General features: G+C 73.0%; 19 protein-coding genes. 8 read left to right on the top strand and 11 right to left on the bottom strand.

All coding sequences use genetic code 11. The features are described from left to right. Positions 1 to 66 precede the first annotated feature (66 nt). Positions 67 to 987, bottom strand: a complete 921-nt coding sequence (locus AC0VX6_RS15775) for a ketopantoate reductase family protein (protein WP_475464922.1) — start codon at positions 985 to 987, stop codon at positions 67 to 69. 259 nt (positions 988 to 1,246) lie between these two features. On the opposite strand from AC0VX6_RS15775, the gene AC0VX6_RS15770 reads away from it, so the two are divergent. Beyond that, the gene (locus AC0VX6_RS15770; RefSeq protein WP_274973457.1) at positions 1,247 to 2,074 is read left to right on the top strand and encodes an alpha/beta fold hydrolase; all 828 of its coding nucleotides are present in this window, start codon (positions 1,247 to 1,249) and stop codon (positions 2,072 to 2,074) included. A gap of 112 nt (positions 2,075 to 2,186) precedes the next feature. Then, entirely contained in the window at positions 2,187 to 3,716 is a 1,530-nt protein-coding gene (locus tag AC0VX6_RS15765; protein ID WP_274973456.1) for an acyl-CoA synthetase, read from the top strand. A 22-nt stretch (positions 3,717 to 3,738) separates the two neighbouring features. On the opposite strand, the gene AC0VX6_RS15760 is transcribed toward AC0VX6_RS15765, so the two are convergent. Further along, a complete protein-coding gene (locus AC0VX6_RS15760; RefSeq protein ID WP_274973455.1) occupies positions 3,739 to 5,637 on the bottom strand; it encodes a CPBP family glutamic-type intramembrane protease in 1,899 nt (632 codons plus the stop codon). A 79-nt stretch (positions 5,638 to 5,716) separates the two neighbouring features. Here AC0VX6_RS15760 and AC0VX6_RS15755 point away from each other — a divergent pair, with 79 nt between their 5' ends. Together AC0VX6_RS15755 and AC0VX6_RS15750 are read left to right on the top strand one after the other, a co-directional pair. Then, a complete protein-coding gene (locus AC0VX6_RS15755) occupies positions 5,717 to 6,460 on the top strand; it encodes a TetR/AcrR family transcriptional regulator (protein WP_274973454.1) in 744 nt (247 codons plus the stop codon). 176 nt (positions 6,461 to 6,636) lie between these two features. Continuing rightward, the gene (locus tag AC0VX6_RS15750) at positions 6,637 to 7,563 is read left to right on the top strand and encodes a cation diffusion facilitator family transporter (protein ID WP_274973453.1); all 927 of its coding nucleotides are present in this window, start codon (positions 6,637 to 6,639) and stop codon (positions 7,561 to 7,563) included. A 69-nt stretch (positions 7,564 to 7,632) separates the two neighbouring features. On the opposite strand, the gene AC0VX6_RS15745 is transcribed toward AC0VX6_RS15750, so the two are convergent. Then, positions 7,633 to 8,181 (bottom strand): SDR family NAD(P)-dependent oxidoreductase, encoded by a 549-nt coding sequence (locus tag AC0VX6_RS15745; protein WP_302475401.1) that lies wholly within the window; start codon positions 8,179 to 8,181, stop codon positions 7,633 to 7,635. A 21-nt stretch (positions 8,182 to 8,202) separates the two neighbouring features. Between AC0VX6_RS15745 and AC0VX6_RS15740 the strand changes: the two genes are divergently transcribed. From AC0VX6_RS15740 to AC0VX6_RS15730, 3 genes are all read left to right on the top strand, one after another. Then, entirely contained in the window at positions 8,203 to 8,361 is a 159-nt protein-coding gene (locus tag AC0VX6_RS15740; RefSeq protein ID WP_274973451.1) for a hypothetical protein, read from the top strand. Between the two features lie 499 nt (positions 8,362 to 8,860). Beyond that, positions 8,861 to 9,718 carry a SigB/SigF/SigG family RNA polymerase sigma factor gene (locus tag AC0VX6_RS15735; protein ID WP_274973450.1) on the top strand — a complete coding sequence of 286 codons (858 nt, stop codon included), beginning with the start codon at positions 8,861 to 8,863 and terminating at the stop codon, positions 9,716 to 9,718. Between the two features lie 91 nt (positions 9,719 to 9,809). Next, positions 9,810 to 10,529, top strand: coding sequence for a DNA alkylation repair protein (locus tag AC0VX6_RS15730; protein WP_475464918.1), 720 nt, complete (start codon positions 9,810 to 9,812; stop codon positions 10,527 to 10,529). A gap of 159 nt (positions 10,530 to 10,688) precedes the next feature. On the opposite strand, the gene AC0VX6_RS15725 is transcribed toward AC0VX6_RS15730, so the two are convergent. From AC0VX6_RS15725 to AC0VX6_RS15715, 3 genes are all read right to left on the bottom strand, one after another. Further along, positions 10,689 to 10,898 carry a hypothetical protein gene (locus AC0VX6_RS15725; RefSeq protein WP_017567061.1) on the bottom strand — a complete coding sequence of 70 codons (210 nt, stop codon included), beginning with the start codon at positions 10,896 to 10,898 and terminating at the stop codon, positions 10,689 to 10,691. Between the two features lie 140 nt (positions 10,899 to 11,038). After that, positions 11,039 to 11,551, bottom strand: a complete 513-nt coding sequence (locus AC0VX6_RS15720) for a pyridoxamine 5'-phosphate oxidase family protein (protein WP_274973448.1) — start codon at positions 11,549 to 11,551, stop codon at positions 11,039 to 11,041. A 59-nt stretch (positions 11,552 to 11,610) separates the two neighbouring features. After that, complete coding sequence (locus AC0VX6_RS15715) at positions 11,611 to 12,984, bottom strand: multidrug effflux MFS transporter (protein WP_475464916.1); 1,374 nt, start codon at positions 12,982 to 12,984, stop codon at positions 11,611 to 11,613. 582 nt (positions 12,985 to 13,566) lie between these two features. Here AC0VX6_RS15715 and AC0VX6_RS15710 point away from each other — a divergent pair. Further along, positions 13,567 to 14,640 carry a hypothetical protein gene (locus AC0VX6_RS15710; protein ID WP_475464914.1) on the top strand — a complete coding sequence of 358 codons (1,074 nt, stop codon included), beginning with the start codon at positions 13,567 to 13,569 and terminating at the stop codon, positions 14,638 to 14,640. Between the two features lie 84 nt (positions 14,641 to 14,724). Here AC0VX6_RS15710 and AC0VX6_RS15705 read toward each other — a convergent pair whose 3' ends face one another. From AC0VX6_RS15705 to AC0VX6_RS15685, 5 genes are all read right to left on the bottom strand, one after another. Continuing rightward, the gene (locus AC0VX6_RS15705; RefSeq protein WP_475464912.1) at positions 14,725 to 15,357 is read right to left on the bottom strand and encodes an MBL fold metallo-hydrolase; all 633 of its coding nucleotides are present in this window, start codon (positions 15,355 to 15,357) and stop codon (positions 14,725 to 14,727) included. Next, positions 15,354 to 16,439, bottom strand: a complete 1,086-nt coding sequence (locus tag AC0VX6_RS15700; protein ID WP_274973445.1) for an S-(hydroxymethyl)mycothiol dehydrogenase — start codon at positions 16,437 to 16,439, stop codon at positions 15,354 to 15,356. The genes AC0VX6_RS15705 and AC0VX6_RS15700 overlap by 4 nt, the downstream gene beginning before the upstream one ends. A 101-nt stretch (positions 16,440 to 16,540) precedes the next feature. After that, a complete protein-coding gene (locus AC0VX6_RS15695) occupies positions 16,541 to 17,050 on the bottom strand; it encodes a hypothetical protein (protein WP_274973444.1) in 510 nt (169 codons plus the stop codon). A gap of 122 nt (positions 17,051 to 17,172) precedes the next feature. Beyond that, positions 17,173 to 17,619: a MarR family winged helix-turn-helix transcriptional regulator gene (locus tag AC0VX6_RS15690; RefSeq protein WP_475464909.1), complete on the bottom strand. Its 447-nt coding sequence runs from the start codon at positions 17,617 to 17,619 to the stop codon at positions 17,173 to 17,175. A 72-nt stretch (positions 17,620 to 17,691) separates the two neighbouring features. Further along, positions 17,692 to 18,453: an SDR family oxidoreductase gene (locus AC0VX6_RS15685; RefSeq protein WP_475464907.1), complete on the bottom strand. Its 762-nt coding sequence runs from the start codon at positions 18,451 to 18,453 to the stop codon at positions 17,692 to 17,694. Positions 18,454 to 18,525 lie beyond the last annotated feature (72 nt).

Below are 18,525 nucleotides of genomic sequence, written 5' to 3'. Positions count from 1 at the left end.
GGGCCGGGCCACGGCGTGCCGCGGGCGGGGCCAGCGCCACCGGGGCGGTCGGCGGACGGGAGCAGCCTACCCGCGGCCCGCCCCGTAGACGCTCAGGTGCGTGTACGCCAGCGAGAACAGCGGCGTGGGCACACCGAGCTCCCGGCCCCGCGAGACCAGGTCGCCGACGATGTGGTCGGCCTCCACGGGGTTGCCGCGGGTCAGGTCCCAGTACATGGAGGTCGTGGTCGAGGACGTGGTGTCGGCGATGACCGCGTCGGCCCTCTCGCGGGCCGCCCCGCCCGGCGGGTGGCCGGAGGCGGTGGCCACGGCGATGGCCTCGGCGAAGACGGCGGCGGTGAACTCCTGGCCGCCGGGCGCGCTGTTGACCCGGCCGATGGGGCCGCGCATCAGGCAGGTGCACGCGCCCAGGGTCGCCAGGAACACCCACTTGTCCCACAGTTCCTGGCGGATGTCGGCGGCGGAGGTGGCGGTGTGGTCCCCGGTGTCCAGCGCGGCGTGCACGTCCTGCGGCGCGACGACGGGGTGTTCGCCCAGCGGTCCGTAGATCAGCTGGCCCATGGTGCCGACCTGGACGATCTCCCCCTGTTCGCCCAGGCGCGTCATCACCATGGCCACGCCTCCGTAGACCCGGTCGGCGCCGAAGCGGTCGACCAGGGCGTCGACGTGGCGCATGCCGTTGAGGAAGGGCAGCACCGTGGTCCGCGGGCCCACGGCGGGGGACAGGTCCTTGAGGGCGTTGTCGAACCCGTACGACTTGACGGCCACGATCACCAGGTCGTAGTCGGGGCCCACCTGGTCGGCGGTGACCGCGCGGACCGGCACTACCTCCACGCGTCCTCGCACGTCGCGCACGCGCAGACCGTGTTCGCGAAGGAGCGCGGCGCGGTCGGGGCGGACGAGGAAGTCCACGTCACGGCCCGCCCGGGCCAGGTGCGCTCCGAAGTAGCCGCCGACCGCTCCGGCTCCCACGACAAGAATCCTCATGCTGCTCCCGCCCGGTGGTTGCACGACAACGGACAACCTAGGGCCGTGGGATCCCGCCTGGCAAGGGCGCGGTGCGGCAGGGCCGGGCCCCCGGCTCCGCCGCACTCCCGCAAAGCCTGTCCCATGCTTGGGGAACCCCGGTTTCCGCAGGTCGGAGCGGAGGGCAACCTGGTCGTGGCCCGTGCGCCCCGTTCCGGGGGCGGGCACGGCGCGACCCGGGGTGACACCCCGTCCGCACGAGGAGGAGGAAACGGTTCCCATGGCTCACGTGACCACCCGCGACGGCGTCGAGATCTTCTACAAGGACTGGGGGAGCGGTCGACCGGTCGTGTTCGTCCACGGCTGGCCGCTCAACGCCGACGCGTGGGAGGACCAGATGAAGTGGGTGGCCGACAACGGCTTCCGCGGCCTCGCCCACGATCGCCGCGGCCACGGCCGCTCCGGCCAGCCCTGGAGCGGCTACGACTTCGACACCTTCGCCGACGACCTGAACGACCTCATGAACCACCTGGACCTCCGGGACGTCACGCTGGTGGCCCACTCGATGGGCGGTGGCGAGCTCGCCCGCTACATCGGGCGCCACGGCACCCGGCGCGTGCGCCAGGCCGTCCTGCTGTCCGCGGTCCCGCCGGTCATGGTCAGGTCCGACACCAACCCCGAGGGGGTGCCCGAGGAGGTCCTCACCGGGATCAAGGAGGGCATCCTCAGGGAGCGCTCGCAGTTCTGGAGGGAGACCGCGGAGGGCTTCTTCGGCGCCGATCGCCCCGGGAACAAGGTCACCCAGGGCAACAAGGACGCCTTCTGGTTCATGGCCATGCACCAGGCCGTCGAGGCGGGTGTGCGCTGCGTGGACGCCTTCGGCTACACCGACTTCACCGAGGACCTGCGCCGCTTCGACGTCCCGACCCTGGTGGTGCACGGCGACGACGACCAGGTCGTGCCGATCGACGCCACCGGCCGCAAGTCGGCGCGGATCATCCCGGACGCCACCCTGAAGGTCTACGAGGGCGGCTCCCACGGCATCGCCCTCGTGCCGGGCGACAAGGAGAGGTTCAACCGGGACCTGCTGGAGTTCCTCAGGAGCTGACCCGCTCCGGCCGGCGGGGCCCGCCGCCGGGTGTTGCCAGTGCGGTCCGTGCACCACAGGATGGGTCCTGCCGACGGCTCCAAGGGCCGTACCGACGGGCGGGAGGCAGGACATGACCGGTTCGACGACATCCAGCACCGTGGACGACGTCCTCCGGCGCAGCGCGGCACGCACCCCGGGGCGTACCGCGCTGGTCTTCGGCGGGCGCGACTGGACCTACGCCGACCTGGACGCCGCGGTCACCCGCGCCGCCGCACGCCTGCTCGGCCTCGGCGCCGTCCGGGGCGACAGGGTCGCGGCCTACGGCAGGAACTCCGACGCCTACCTCATCGGGTTCCTGGCCTGCGCCCGGGCGGGACTGGTCCACGTGCCGATCAACTTCGCCCTCCGTGGGGAGGAGTTGGCCTACCTGCTGGAGCAGTCGGGCAGCACCGTCGTCCTGACCGATCCCGCCCTGCGCCCGGCCGTGGACGCGCTGCGCGCCGAGACCGGCGTGGAACAGGTGCTGGAGCTGCGCGAGGGCCCCGGCTCGCTGCTCGCCGACAGCCTGGAGGGGCCGGTGCCCGGACTGGACGCCGAGGTCCGCGACACCGACCTGGTGCAGCTGCTGTACACCTCCGGCACCACCTCCCGCCCCAAGGGCGCGATGATGACCCACCGGGCGCTCGTCCACGAGTACCTGTCCTGCGTGGTGGGCCTGGACCTGTCCGCCGACGACGAGCCCCTGCACGCCATGCCGCTCTACCACAGCGCGCAGATGCACGTCTTCCTCATGCCGTGGCTGGCGGTCGGGGCGCGCAACACCCTGGTGGAGGCGCCCGACCCCGCCGACCTGCTGGAGCGGATCGAGACGTCCGGCCACCGGGCCTTCTTCGCCGCGCCCACGCTGTGGGTGGCGATGGCGGGCCACCCCGACTTCACCCGGCGCGACCTGTCGAGCCTGCGCAAGGCCTACTACGGGGCCTCCGTCATGCCCGGCCCGGTGCTGGACAGGCTGCGCTCCACCCTGCCCGGACTGGGCTTGTACAACTGCTTCGGCCAGAGCGAGATCGGCCCGCTGGCCACCGTGCTGCGCCCCGAGGAGCACGACGCGCGCCCCGCCTCCGCGGGCCGCTCCGCCCTGTTCGTGGAGCTCAGGGTGGTGGACGGCGACGGCCGCGACGTCGCCCCCGGGGAGCTGGGCGAGGTGGTGTACCGGTCGCCGCAGCTGTGCCGGGGCTACTGGGACAAGCCCGAGGAGACCCGGGAGGCCTTCCGGGACGGCTGGTTCCACTCCGGTGACCTGGTGCGCGCCGACGCCGAGGGCTACATCGAGGTGGTGGACCGGATCAAGGACGTCATCAACACCGGCGGCGTGCTGGTGGCCTCCCGTGAGGTGGAGGACGCCCTGTACACCCACCCCGGGGTGGCCGAGGCCGCGGTGGTCGGCGCGCCCGACGAGAGGTGGATCGAGGCGGTGACCGCGTTCGTGGTGCCCACCGGGGAGGCCGACCCCGAGACCTTGCCCGACGACCTGGTGGAGCACGTGCGCGCCGGCCTGGCGGCGTTCAAGGTTCCCAAGGAGGTGCGGGTGGTGGCTGAGCTGCCGCGCAACGCCTCCGGCAAGATCCTCAAACGCGAGCTGCGCGACCGCACCGCCTGACCGGCACCGCGCCGACCGCGGCTCAGTCCACGCGGTCGGGCGCCTCCTCGGCGTAGCGGGCGGCCAGGGTGTGGAAGGCCAGCTTGGGCTCCCAGTGGCCGTCGTCGGGGGACAGCCCCGACTCCAGCGGTGGCGGGCGCACGATCCCGAAACTGGCCATGTCCTGGTCGCGGGTGGGATCGGGGGAGTAACGGCAGTCGCCCTCGATGAACATGCACACGAACGCCCCGTGCACCTCCTCGGTCTCGAACACGTCCAGCAGGTCGCCGATGAGATCGGCCTGCACGCGCTCGTCGCGCACGTGGCCGCCCCTGACCCTGCGGTCCCCCAGGTCGCTCCAGTCCAGGATGTCCGAGCCCGAGCCGCCCCTGTCCCGGGCTCCCTCGTAGGAACAGCAGCCGAACTCGGTGACGACCACCGGCTTGCCGTGGGCGCGCAGCCGCCGCAGCCCCTGCCGGTAGGAGCGGCGGGTGAGTTCGTCCAGGTAGTAGTCCACGCCGACCACGTCGAACGGTGCCCAGTCCACGCTCTCCCAGGTGCCGGAACCGTAGGTGAGCGGCCCGTGGAACCCCCCGCGCGCGGTGCCCGCCATCTCGCGCAGCAGCCGGTTGAGCCTGCGGTCGAACCACGGCAGCAGGGGGAAGAGCAGGCCCAGCGCGCGCGTGCGTCGGTCGAGGTCGCGGCCGGGCAGCACCCCGGTGGCGAACAGGCTGATCTCGCACCCCACGTTGAGGCCCACCCGTTCGGGGTGGTCGCGGCGCAGCCGTTCGGCGGCCTCGGCGGCCCGGCCCAGGTTGGCCGTCAGCTCGCCCGGCGCGGCGTCGACCAGGCGGGGCTGGACCCACACGTACAGCCCCCGGCCCAGCGCCAGGCGGGCCGCCTCCTCCAGCCGCCCGAGGTCCTCGCCGAAGACGGTGACCGCCGTGCAGTGCAGGTCCTCGCGGATCACCCGCATCTCCCGGTCCACCACATCCGGGCGCCACCGCGGCCGGGAGTTCTGACCGGGCAGGTAGCTGGAGCCGACGTCGTACAGGATCCCCTTCTGCGCCAGCGGGCGGCGCGGCCCGCCCGCGTCGGGGGACGGGCCGCCCACCCGGCCGCGGTCGCGCAACGCGTGCACGACCCAGAAGGCGGCCAGGCCCGGACCGAGGGAGAGCACCGACTGCCAGGGTTCCGGAGCGGAGGACAGGCGCAGGCCGAGTTCCTCGGAGAGCACGCCGACGGCGGTCAGGGCCGTTCGCGCGGCCAGCGGCGTCCACACCTCCCCGGTGGTCGTTCTCAGGGCCCCGAGGAACAGGCCCAGGAGGAACACCTCGCCGGAGAGCGCCGCCGAGCCGGTGACCGCGGCGGCGAAGAGCGTGTACAGGGCGGCCTGACCCGGGACGGCCGCCCACGGGGAGTACCGCAGACCCAGATGGTGCTGCGCGTAGCCGCGGAAGACCAGTTCCTCGGGCAGGATCTGGGCCGCCAGGAGCAGGGGCAGGGCCACGGCCAGGGCCGGGGCGGCGTCCCCGACCGCGCCGGTGTCCGGGGTGGCCGCGCCCAGGGCCCACGCCGCCCCCAGGAGCACCGCCGAGGCGAGCAGGACGGTGAGGGCGGCGGCCAGCGGGCCGGACCATCCCCGGGGCGCGAGGCCGAACGCGGGGAACGGCGTGCGGTCCAGGAAGCGGCGGGCGGCCCACAGCAGCGGCGGCACCAGCGCCGTGCACAGCGCGGCCCGCACGGCCAGGGCGGGCAGGGAGCCGGGGGCCCCTGCCGTGCCCGGAACCGACGTCGAGGCGGCCGCGGCGAGCGCGCCGACCAGGGTTGCGGCGGCGCAGACCAGGACGGCCAGGGCCACGGGGTTCGCCCGGGGGCGTGCCGCCCCCGGGACGCGGGGCGCGGTGTCGGATGGGGGCGTGGAGCGGGGCTCGTCCGGCATGGCGGCCTTCCCGGGATAAACTCCGTACGGCGTTCGACCTTTTCCGAACAGTGTACGGAGTTTTTCCGAGGAGGCGAGAGTGGCCCACGTCCACGACCCCACGGCCACGCTCGAACTGCTGTGGGACGGCCCCCGGCGGCCCCGGCGCGGCCCCCGGCACAACCTCACGGTGGAGCGCGTCGTCGAGGCCGCCATGCTGGTGGCGGAGGAGGAGGGCGTCGACGCGCTGTCCATGCGCGGGGTCGCCTCCCGGCTCGGCGTGGGCGCCGCCACGCTCTACACCTACGTCCCCGACAAGTCGGCCCTGATCGCCCTGATGGTGGACACGATGGTCGGCCAAGCGGTCCTGCCGCACACCCGCGCCGGCACCTGGCGGGATAAGGTCCGGGCATGGGCCCACGAGGACCTGCGCTCCTACCGCGAGCACCCCTGGCTCGTCGAACTCACGGGCACCGGGCAGCCGGTCGGCCCGCACACCTTCGCCTGGGTCGACTCCGCCGTGCGGATCTTCGACGGCACCGGCCTGAGCGACCACGAGGTGTTCACCGTCGTGGAGGCCGTGGACGGCTACGTCCGCGGGCACGTCGCCCTGGTCGTCCAGGCCGACCGGGCCGGGGCCTGGACCACCCCCGACGGTCGCACGTGGGACACGGTCCAGGACGCCTTCCTGGCCGCCCGCGCGGGTGCGACGGGGCGCTACCCGGCCGTCGAACGCATGACCACCGCGGGCCCGACCCCGGAGGAGGCCTTCGCGCGGGGGCTGGACTGGCTCCTGGACGGGATAGAACTGCGCGTGCGCTCCCGCGCGGCCGAGCGCTCCTAGCCCGCGGCCCGACACGGCCGCGGGGGTGCTTGCACGGGCACCGGGCTCCCCCGAACCTGGGACAGTCCGGGGCGCGGACCCGACCGCCTCGGGCGACCCCGGCCGGTGCGGCCGCGCCGACCGCCCGCCCCGTGTCCCCGGGCCGTGCGGTCCGCGGCTGACGAGGAGGCGACGCGGTGAGTGGCGAGGACAGCACGAAGGCCGTGGTCATGGCGTTGGCGGCCAATCTCGGGATCGCCGCGACCAAGTTCGTCGCCTACCTCCTGACCGCCTCGTCGGCCATGCTCGCCGAGTCGGTGCACTCGGTGGCCGACTCCGGCAACCAGCTCCTGCTGCTGGTCGGCGGGCGGCGGGCCAGGCGCACGGCCACCCGCGAACACCCCTTCGGCTTCGGCCACGAGCGCTACGTCTACGCCTTCCTGGTGGCGATCGTGCTGTTCACCCTCGGCGGGCTGTTCGCCCTGTACGAGGCATGGGAGAAGATCCGCGACCCGCACCCGATCACCTCCTGGCAGTGGGTCCCCGTCGTGGTGCTGCTGGTGGCCGCCGTCCTGGAGTCGACGGCGCTGCGCACCGCGATGCGCCAGACCAGGACGGCGCGCGCCCGGGTCGGCTGGTTCGGCTTCATCCGCCGCACCAAGGCCCCGGAGCTGCCGGTGATCCTGCTGGAGGACACCGGCGCCCTCATCGGCCTGGCCTTCGCCCTGGCCGGTGTCAGCCTCACCCTGATCACCGGCAACGGCGTCTGGGACGGGCTCGGCTCGGGGGCCATCGGACTGCTGCTGATGGTGTTCGCGGTGGTCCTGGCGGTGGAGATGAAGAGCCTGCTCATCGGTGAGTCGGCCAGCGAGGAGCACATCCGCCTCATCCGCGAGGCCATCCTGGGCTGCGCGGACATCGACGCCGTCATCCACATGCGCACGATGCACCTGGGCCCCGAGGAGCTCCTGGTCGCGGCCAAGGTGGCCGTGGACGCCGAGGACGACGCCCGCCGCGTCACCGCCGCCATCGACGAGGCGGAGCGGCGGATCCGCGAGGCGGTGCCCATCGCCGCGATCATCTACATCGAACCCGACCTGCTGCGCCCGCGGCCCGCGGACTGAGGCGCCCCGCGACCGCGCGGTGCCCCCTCCGGACATCCGACCCGCCTCGCCCGCACCGCGGCCGCGTGGTCACCGAGTTCCGTCGGACGCCCTGTCCGCGCGACGGGACCGCATCGCGGTGGACAGGCCGCTGTCGTAGCCGCTGGCCGGGGGCATCGCTTCGACGACGGCCTTGGCGCGCGCCAGGACGGCTTTCTCCGCGAGCCGATCGGTGGGGATGTAGAGGGTGTCGGCCTCGACCGCGGCCGCGGTCTGGGCTCCGACCGAATCGATGTCGCGGCCGTGGGCGGCCGCCGCCGCGGTTCCGGCGGCCACCATCTCGGAGATCCGGTCGCGCTCGTCGGGATCGATGCTGTCGCCGGGAGCGTGCTCGACGCTGTTGTCGGCCACCCGGGTGGCGACGAGGCCCGGGATCAGCACGGAGGCGCTGACCGGCGAGCCGATGTCGTCCAGCCCGCGCCGAAGGGCCTCCGTCAGGCCGATGACGGCGTACTTGGAAGCGTGGTAGGTGTAGCCGGAACCGCGCTCGGGGAACACCGCGAGCCCTGCGGCGGAGGCGGTGGTGACCACGTGTCCGGGGGCTCCCCTCTCCAGCATCGCGGGGAGGAAGGTCTGGATGGTGGGGAGGAGTTGGGCCGCGTGGCTCCCGAGATCTCGGCCCGCCGGGCCCGCGTTCTCGTCGGCGCGGTGACGGGGGCGGCGGTGGCAGCGGTCACCCACGAGATCGAGGCCGGCGGCTCGAACGTCGTCGACGCCGCTCGCGAGGCCGTGCGCATGACCCTGGCCGACGGTCTGTGACTCCCCGTGGTCCGACCCCTGGGGCCGGAGCGCCTTTTCGCCGAAAGCGGTCGACCCCGTTGCCTGGTTCTTCGGGCGAGGTTTGTATTCACCGGTAAAACAGCCAAACGCACGTTCGAGTAAAATAAAGATTGCGGAAGCGGTCGTGGCCGGTGCGCGGGCCGCGGTGGTTGCGGCGCCCTTACGCGTCCGTGCGGGCAAGGGGCGACGGGCCGTCGCGCCACCTGGTGGTACGGCGTGCTGCCGGGGCCCGGGCGCTTTTCCCCTGCTTTTCCAGCCGCCGCATGCGTACGGCAGACCGGTTTATGGTGCATGGCGAAAAATTTCCTCCCGGCGGCTTTTGGGCCCATTTCTCAGGGAACGTACTCCTCACATCGCGATCATCCCCCGCCGGATCCCGGCCGCCCACCTCGATCGTCAGCGCGGGCGTGCCGTCAGCCCACTGCCGTCCAGGCAGACATCAGGCATCCAACAGGAACACGACACCGGGGGCTTCCTCTTGTCCATCAACGTTCCCCACGCGACGCACGAGACCTTCGACCGCACACCAGCCGTCCCCGGACCGCGCAGACCGGTCCGGGACGAGGACCCCACCGCCGAGGACATGCTCGCCGAACTCCACGCCCTGGACAGGGACGACCCGCGGGCCGACGACCTGTGCGAACGGGTCGTGGTCCTCTACCAGCCGCTGGTCAACAAGCTCGCCCGCCGCTACAACGGCCGGGGCGAACCGCTGGACGACCTGCAGCAGACCGCCATGCTCGGGCTGGTCAAGGCCATCCACGGCTTCAACCCCGACCGCGGCAAGCCGTTCATCTCCTACCTGATGCCCACGGTCACCGGTGAGATCAAGCGGCACTTCCGCGACCACACCTGGGCCGTGCGCGTGTCCCGGCGCCACCAGGAGAACCGGATCAAGCTGCGCCAGGCGCTCAACGACTTCCAGCAGGCCCACGCGCGCACGCCCACGATCCACGAACTCTCCGAGGAGATGGGGCTGCCCGAGGCCGAGGTCAGCGAGCTCATCCAGGTCTCGGAGTCCTACCGCTCCCTGTCCCTGGACGCGCCGGACGCCGCCGACTCCGAGGGCCAGGAGGGCACCCGGCTGGAGGACCACCTGGGCAGCGAGGACGAGGGCCTGGAACTAGTGGTCCAGCGCGAGTCGCTCAAGCCCGCCCTGGCCCGCCTGCCCGAGCGCGAGCGCGAGATCCTCATGCTGCGCTTCTTCGGCGACCACACCCAGTCCGAGATCGCCGATTGCCTCGGCTACTCGCAGATGCACGTGTCCCGGCTCCTCAACGGCGTCCTGGCGCAGCTGCGCGAGGAGATGGAACAGGACAGGCGCGCTCGGGGATGAGGGGGACCGCGCCGCCGGGAGGACGCCGAGGGGGGCCGTCCTCACTGCGGCGTTCACGCCGAATGTCACCGGGGACGTCTACCGTGCCGCCATGGCCACCGCACCGCTGACCGCCCGAGCCTTCCTGTCGCGCCTCGACGAGCACCGCAGCGACGGGGAACTCCGCAAGTACCAGCGCTACTTCCGCTTCGAGGCCGGACGCCAGCCCGAGGACGACTACTTCGTCGGCGTGCGCATGGGCACGGTGTTCGCTCTGGCCAAGGAGTTCGTGGACATGCCCCTCGACCAGGTCGAGGAGCTGATGGACAGCCCCGTGCACGAGGCCCGGGCCGGGGCGATGAGCATCATGGAGAAGAAGGCCCGCCACCGGCGCAGCACGCCCGAACAGGTCGCCGCGCTCGCGGAGCTGTACCTGCGCCGCCACGACCGCGTCAACAACTGGGACCTGGTGGACCTGGCCGCGCACCACGTCCTCGGCCGCCGCCTGCGGGAGCGCCCCCGCGGGGTCCTGTACACCCTGGCGCGCTCGGACGACCCGTGGCGGCGGCGCACCGCCATCGTGGCGACGGCGCACTTCATCGCCCACGACGACCTCGAAGACACCTTCGCCCTGTCCCAGATCCTCCTGGAGGACGACCACGAACTGGTGCAGAAGGCGGTGGGGTGGATGCTCCGTGCCGCCGGGGACAAGGACCGCGACCGGCTGCTGGCCTTCCTCGACGACCACGCCGCCCGTGCACCGCGCCCCCTGCTGCGCGCCGCGATCGAGAAGCTCGACCCCTCCCGGCGCGCCCACTACCGTTCCCTGTGACCGCGCCGGCGAACGAGTGGGCCAACGGTGCCGTTCGCCGGGGACGCGCGGGTCCTGCCGGAACCGGCGGACGCGCCGGGGCCCGAACCCGGGCGCGCCTCCTCGGAGGGCGGGCGATGAGCGGCGCCGCGCCCCCGCGGGGACGCGGCGCCGGATCCGCTACTCGGAGGGTTCGGGCAGGGGCGGGCACTCGATGGTCGGGTTGACCCCCATGTAGTTCAACGGCCCGACGAAGATGGTTCCGACGGTGTGGCCCAGCGTCGAGCACGAGGTCTCGTCGTCGCTGAACAGACCGCGCTGGAACGCGGCGATCAGCCCGATGAGCAGCCACAGGACGACGAGGGTCGAAAGAACGATGCGTACTCGCACGCTCTGCCTCCAGGGGATGGGGGACGGTGGATCGGTTGTCTTCGCCGGGGCCTATACCCGCGAGACGCGACGTTTCACCCGGTACCGCCTCCCGCTTCCCTGGAGACCCCTCCCGCCCCAGAACGCGCGCCGTTCGCGGCTCAGGGCCACACGTCGAACCGCCACCTGGTGGGCCCGTGCGGCAGGTCGGAGACCGGGAAGGCGAACACCGTGGACGGGGGGATCGTGAACACCCGGTAGGGCGGCGGGCCCGCGGTCGGCGCCCCCTCCGGGCCGGTCAGCCCGCCGTCCCCGGCGAGCGGGGCCCACCCGTGGCGTTCGGCGTAGCCCGCGGCCACCCGGCCCAGCAGCTCCGGGTCCAGCACCCGTTCGGCGGCGCCCTCCACCACCACGTCCATGACGCCGGTGGTGAAGGCCAGGCTGACCTGCGGGGACGCGGCCAGCAGCCGGGACTTGGCGGTGCCCTCGCCCGACGCGAAGAAGGGCTGTCCGTCCACCCACACCGCCAGCAGCGGCCGGGTGTGCGGGTGGTCGTCCGCGCGAGTCACGGTCAGCCAGCACGTCGCGGCCGACTCCGCCAGGTGGGGGAGCACCTCCTCCCACACGCCGGGTACCTCACTGGTCAGGGACTGCGCCTGGGGGCTGGGGAACACGTCGCGCTCCTCGGGTCTGGCCTGAACGAGCGAATCACACTAGCCGTGCGCACCGACACTCAGGCGGCGGCCGGCGCGGTGTGTCGCGTACGCACCGCGAAAGCGGTGAAAACCACCGCGGCGGCCACGGCCGTGGCGAGCATGACCGCGGTCATGCTGGACAGGGTCACCGGGCCGGTCAGCCCGGCGGTCGAGGCCAGACCGGAGCCGATGCCGAACTGGAGGGTGCCCAGCAGGGCCGAGCCGCTTCCGGCGATCCTCGGCGGCTGCCCGTCCAGGGCCAGAGCGGTGGCGTTCGGCGACACCAGCCCGGTGAACACCATCATCACGAACAGCGCGACGGTCACCGTCACCAGGCTCGCTCCGCCCGCGGACCCCAGCAGCGCCAGCGAGGCCACCGAGGCGATCGACCCGGCCAGGCCCAGGAACAGGCGGCGGTGGATCTCGACCCGGCGGATGAGGTAGGCGTTCAGCTGGTTGCCGATGATCATGCCGAGCGTGGTCACCGCGAACACCAGGCTGAACTCCTGGGCACTGGCCCCGAAGCGCGAGTGGGCCACGAACGAGAACGTCGAGATGTAGGTGAAGCTCATCCCGAAGCTCAGCGCGAGCGTGAGCGTGGGAGCGGTGAAGCGGACGTCGCGCAGCAGGCGGCCGAACACGCGCAGCTGCGCACGCGGGCTGACCCGCTCGCGCTGCTCGGGCGGCAGGCTCTCTGGCAGGCCGAACAGCACCAGGGCGAAGGTCGCCAGCCCGGTGGCGCCGAGCACGGCGAAGAGCAGCTGCCAGGGCCCGAAGAAGATCAGCTGGCCGCCCAGGATCGGGCCGAGCATCGGGGCCAGGCCGGAGAGCAGCACCAGCCGGGAGAAGAAGGTGGCGGCGGCGTCGCCGTCGAACACGTCCCGCACGATCGCGCGGGAGATGACCAGTCCGGCCGCGGCCGACAGCCCCTGGCCGAAGCGCAGCAGGCTGAACATCTCCACGCTGTCGACCGCCGCGATGGCGAGGGTGGTGGCGGTGAACACGCCGATGCCGACCAGCAGCGGCGCGCGGCGGCCCCACCGGTCGCTGAGCGGGCCGATGACGAGCTGGCCCAGGGCCAGGCCGGCCATCACCGAGGTCAGGGTGAGCTTGACGCTGGCCTCGCTGGTGCCCAGGTCGGAGGCGATCTGGGGCAGCGCGGGCAGGTACAGGTCGGTGGCGAGCGGGCCGATCGCGGACAGCACGCCGAGGACGATGACGAGCAGCAGCGTGCGGCGGCGCGTGCGCGCCGTGGCGGCCGTGGCCTCCTGGCGGGACGGCCCGGCCTGGGGCGGCACGTCGTGGTGGTTCAGGGGGTTGTCGGCGGTAGGGACGTTCTGGGCGTCCGGGACGACCTGGACGTCCGTGGTGAGCTGGGCACGACGGTTCGGGCGTGCGGAAGCAAGGGTCACCGAGGCTCCAACGCGGGGAGAAGTAACAACGAGCGGTGCGCGGTACGCGGGGGCGCCGTGAACCGCCTTCGGGCGGGGCGCCGACAGAAGTCCCATGAGAGACCAGAGGGTCCCGGGATCACTTCCGCCTCCAACACAAGGCTAGGAGCAGGCAATCCCCGCTTTACCCAACACGTCGAGTGATCCGAATTACGGTCCTGGAAAGGCCTGCTGGTAAAGGGATTCGGTCCGCTGTGACGACGCCCATGCGGTGACGGGAGCCCTCCGGCCGCCGTGTTCCGCTCATTCCCCGGCCGCGTGTCCTTCGGATCTCCCTGGTTACCCGATGGTAGTTCCGCTGGGCGAAACATGCCTTTCGGCAGTAGGTGTCCTGTGAAGAAAGGAGCGGGCCTGCAGGGTGCGTATCAGCAGCTCACAGGCCTCCGGGTTCGGGGTTCCACCCTCCGGCGGCCGCGCGCCGCGAACCGCGGAACGGAAATCACCCCGAGGCGTGTGCTAATCTGGCCGGGTAAGGGTTTATGGGGAAAGGAAAATAATTTCCCCAGGCCTTGCCTCCAACCGTTTTCCGGTTATTCTCGGCATATGCCGAACCCCCTTTCTCCCGTCGTGCTGTCCGCGTCCGTCATGACCCACCCCCGCCGGATCTCCGCCGCACGCCGCGTCCTGGACTCCCTCGGGATCGCGGACGCCTGCCTGGCCGTGGACCCCGAGCCCGACGGTCCGCCCAGCTCCCTGCGCGCCTCCCGGGTCGCCTTCTCCAGCGCGGAACGCTTCGACTCCACCCACCACCTCGTCCTCCAGGACGACGTCCGCGTCTGCGCGGATTTCGCCGATTCCGTGTGCGACGCGGTGCAAGGACGTCCGGATGCCGCGCTCTCCCTTTTCGTGGAATGGGGTTCGCGCACCGCCTACCTGGCCCGGTGGGCGGTGTTCACCGGCGCCGGAGCGGTACCGGTGATCAACCCGTACATGCCGACCCCAGCCCTGCTCCTGCCACGCGAGCTGGCCCTGGACATGGGCCGCTACCTGCGCGGCGCCGGGGGCCGCTCCGACGACCGCGCCGCCCTGCGGTTCCTGCGGGAGCGCGGCACCCCCGCCCTGGTCGCGGCGCCCAACCTGGTCGAGCACGAGGACCTGCCCAGCATCAAGGGCAACGACGAACACGGGCTCCGGCACTCGGCCTGCTTCGCGGCGGAGGGCGCCCGCTTCGACGGGACGGTCCTGGACCTGCCCCCGCTGCTGCCGTTCCTGCGCTGGAACACCGGGGAGGCCGTGGTCATCGACACCGGCGACGACGTGCCCGAGGCCCACCGGCCCACACCGCGGGTCCTGGCGGAGTGGGGCGCGTCGCCGGAGGAGCTGCGCCGGGACTGCGCCGAGCACCTGGGCACCGGTTCCGGGCCGCTGTTCGCGCTCTGGACCACCGCCGCCGCCTTCGGCGCGGTCCAGGAGCGGCACTGGCCGGGCACGGTGGCGGGCCTGCGCGCCCGCCGGGACGATCCCCTGGTCGGGCGCGCGCTGGCCACCTTCGCGCCGGGCGCGCTGCGCGTCGTCCTCGCCCCGGACCTGCTGGCACGGCTCTCCGGGCGGTTCGTACCGGCGGTGCTCGCCGCCATGGAGTACGGGGCCGGCCTCACCTCCGCCCGCTCCGCCTGAGCGGGCTGCCGCGCCGGTGCGTTCCCTGCGGCGGCCCGCGGCGCCGAGGGCGCGGCCCGGCCCGCGGGCCGCGCACCGCGGTCCTCAGTGCCCCCGGTCGATCCACTCCTGGAGGTGGGGCGCCTCGGCGCCGATCGTCGTGGACGGGCCGTGCCCGGTGTTGACCACCGTCTCCCCCGGCAGGCTGAACAGCCGGTCGCGGATGGACTCCACGATCGTCGGGAAGTCCGAGTAGGACCGCCCCGTCGCCCCCGGACCGCCCTGGAACAGGGTGTCGCCGCTGAACAGCACGCCCAGGTCGGGCGCGTACAGGCACACGGCCCCCGGGGCGTGGCCCGGGGTGTGCAGGACGGTCAGCCCGGTCCCGGCGATGGTGACGACCTGTCCCTGGGACAGTTCCGCGTCGGGCGCGCGGTCGGGGTGGGTCATGTCCCACAGCACCCGGTCGGCCGGGTGCAGCAGGATGGGCGCACCCGTGGCCTCGGCCAGCGCCGGGGCCGCGTTGACGTGGTCGTTGTGCGCGTGCGTGCACACCACCGCCACGAGTTCGCGGTCGCCCACCGCGCCCAGGATCGCGCCCGCGTCGTGCGCGGCGTCGATGACCAGGGCCTGGTCCCGGTCGCCCACGATCCAGACGTTGTTCTCGACCTCCCACTCCCCGCCGTCCAGGGCGAAGACCCCCGAGGTGGTCAGGTGTTCCACCCGCGCGCCGCTCACAGGATCACCACCGAGCGCAGGACGTCGCCGCGTTCCATCCGGGCGAAGGCCTCCTCGACCTCGCCGAGTCCGATCTCCTCGGTGACGAAGCCGTCCAGGTCCAGGCGCCCCTGGAGGTAGAGGTCGATGAGCACCGGGAAGTCGCGCGAGGGCAGGCAGTCGCCGTACCAGGAGGACTTCAGCGCCCCGCCGCGGCCGAACACGTCCAGCAGCGGCAGGTCCAGGCGCATCTCCGGTGTGGGCACGCCCACCAGCACGACCGTGCCCGCCAGGTCGCGCGCGTAGAAGGCCTGCTCGTAGGTCCTGGGCGTGCCCACGGCGTCGATCACCACGTCGGCGCCGAAACCGCCGGTCAGGTCGCGGATGGTCTCGACCGGGTCGGTGAAGGAGGCGTTGACGGTGTGGGTGGCGCCGAAACCGCGCGCCCATTCGAGTTTGCGGTCCTCCAGGTCCACGGCGATGATCCGTCCGGCCCCGGCCAGCCGCGCGCCCGCGACGGCCGCGCTGCCCACGCCGCCGCAGCCGATGACGGCGACCGAGTCCCCGATGCCCACGCCGCCGGTGTTGACGGCGGCGCCGATCCCGGCCATGATCCCGCAGCCCAGCAGGCCGGCCGCGGCGGGCGAGGCCTGCGGGTCCACCTTGGTGCACTGCCCCGCGGCGACCAGGGTCTTCTCCGCGAACGCGCCGATGCCCAGGGCGGGGGAGAGTTCGGTGCCGTCCTCCAGCGTCATCCGCTGCTCGGCGTTGTGCGTGTCGAAGCAGTACTGGTGCCGCCCCCGGCGGCAGGCGCGGCAGTCCCCGCACACCGCGCGCCAGTTCAGGATCACGTGGTCACCCGGCGCGACGGTGGTCACGCCCTCGCCCACGGACTCCACCATGCCCGCGGCCTCGTGCCCGAGCAGGAAGGGGAACTCGTCGTTGACGCCGCCCTCGCGGTAGTGCAGGTCGGTGTGGCACACCCCGCACGCCTGCACCCTGACCACGGCCTCGCCGGGCCCCGGATCGGGCACGACGACCGTGGTGATCTCCACCGGAGCCCCCTTGGACCGGGAGATCACCCCTTGTACCCGCTGAGACATTTTCGCTTACCCCCACACGTGGCCGGAGGCGGCGCGGGTGTGCGCCGCTTCCGGCACCATTCCCCACCCGCGTCACACCTATCCCGCTCCCGGGGCGCTGGTCACGCCCCCGAGCCCGAGCGGACGATCATGAGCACGACGACGGACGCCCACACCAGGTTGTAGACCCCGGTGATCATCGACAGCGTGCGCAGCGCGCGGGGGTCGCCGGGCCTGCGGAGCGCCTCGCGCTGGCGGGGGTGGATCAGCGCGGCCAGCATCAGGCCCGCCAGGGCCGTGAGCAGCATCGAGACGATGATCCAGACCTCGCCCATCCGGCCCTGGAGCAGGGCCAGGGCGATCCCGACCGCGGGGACGACGATTCCGGCGACGGCGTAGCCGCGGGTGATGCGGTGCAGCAGGGCGGCCACGGCGGTGTTGCGCTCGCCCGGGTCGCGCTCGTCGGGGGAGCGGGCGCCCGTGGGCGCGTCCGCGCTCCCCGGGTCGGCGGCGCCCACGGCAGCGGGCACGGCGACGGGGGCGAACCGCGGGAAGAGGCTGGCCGCGACGGTGGATCCGCCGACGAACACGATGGCGGCGAGCACGTGGACCGAGAGCAGCAGGTGTTCCATGGGATGTCCTTCTTCCTTCAGGCTGCCTGAAGGATACCCCTGGCTTCAGGCAGCCTGAAGGAGGGGTCGGTTCACGACCCCGGGAACTGCCGGGAAACGGGAGCGGCGGCGGACCGCCGGTCTCAGGAGCCGCCCGGGGCGCCGAAGGCCGCCCGCACTGCCTCGCCCACCCGCCGCTGCACGGGGTCGGCCTCCGGCCCGAACATCGCGGTGTCCACCGAGGCCACCGCCTGCCTGGCCGCGTCGAGCAGGCGGGCACCCTCGTCGGTGATCTCGATCGACGAGGCGGCCCCGGCCCGTGACGTGCGGTCGCGCACCAGGCCCGCGGCGACCAGCGCCTTCACCGAGCCGTGCACGCTCTGGACCGTGATCCCCGACATCCGAGCCAGGTCGCTGAACGAGGCGCCCGCGACCCCGGAGATGTGGCCGAGCAGCCCGAGCCGGGCGACCGTGAGGTCCAGGGGCGCGAGCGCGGCGTTCAGTTCGGTCTCGATACCGTGCGCCAGGGTCAGCAGGATGATCGAGGGACTGGTCACGGGCGGTCCGGGGCGGCTGTTCTCGGTGCTCACCTCCCCAGTCTCCCCCACCGCGCGGGGCGGATCCGCCCCGCGCGGCAGCCTCCGGGCCGGGGCCCGGAACGGTTACGGGCCGGTGCTCAGGCCGAGGCCCAGACCGCCGTCCACGGGGATCTCCGCGCCCGAGGTGAAGGTGGCCTCGAAGCCCAGGAAGAGCACGGCGCGGGCCACCTCGTCGACGGTGCCGTGGCGGCCCATCGGCGTGGCCGCGTCGCCCACCCGCATGAACTCCTCGCGATCGGCTCCCCCGAGGCCCGCGATCCCCATCGTGGGAGTGTCGGTGAAGCCCGGAGCGACCGTGTTCACCCGGATGCCGCGCGGCAGCAGCTCCGAGGCGAGCACCCGGCTGAAACCCAGCACGGCCGCCTTGGCGCCCGTGTACACGCTCATCCCCGGCGTACCGGTCATGTTCGTCACCGAGGTGGTGAACACGATCGCCCCGCCGTCGGTGACCAGCGGCGCCAGCCTCTGGACGGTGAAGAAGGCCCCCTTGGTGTTGACCGCGAACAGGCGGTCGTAGGTCTCCTCCGTCACCTCCCCGAACGGGCCGAGCTCCGCGGTCCCGACGTTCACGTGCAGGAGGTCGATCCCGCCCAGTGCGGCGCGCACGGCCTCGGCCAGCGCGTCGGTGTCGGCCAGGTCCGCCACGTCGGCGCGCACCGCGTGCGCCTCCGGCCCCAGGCGGCCGCGCGCCTCCTCCAGGTTCTTCTCACTGCGCCCGGTCAGCAGCACCCGGGCCCCTCCGGCGAGCAGCGCCTCGACCACGCCCATCCCCATGCCGTGCGTCCCGCCGACCACCACGGCCCGCCTGCCCGCGTAGTCCCCCATCACCGGTCACCCCGTTTCGGTCCGGGGGCGGCACCTCACCGCCCCGCACAGGATCACGGTGGCGGCGGCCGC

This window comes from Nocardiopsis sp. iso_25 (assembly GCF_056173305.1).
Note: the sequence above shows the minus strand (reverse complement) of the source record. Positions and strands in the feature narration are given on the sequence as shown.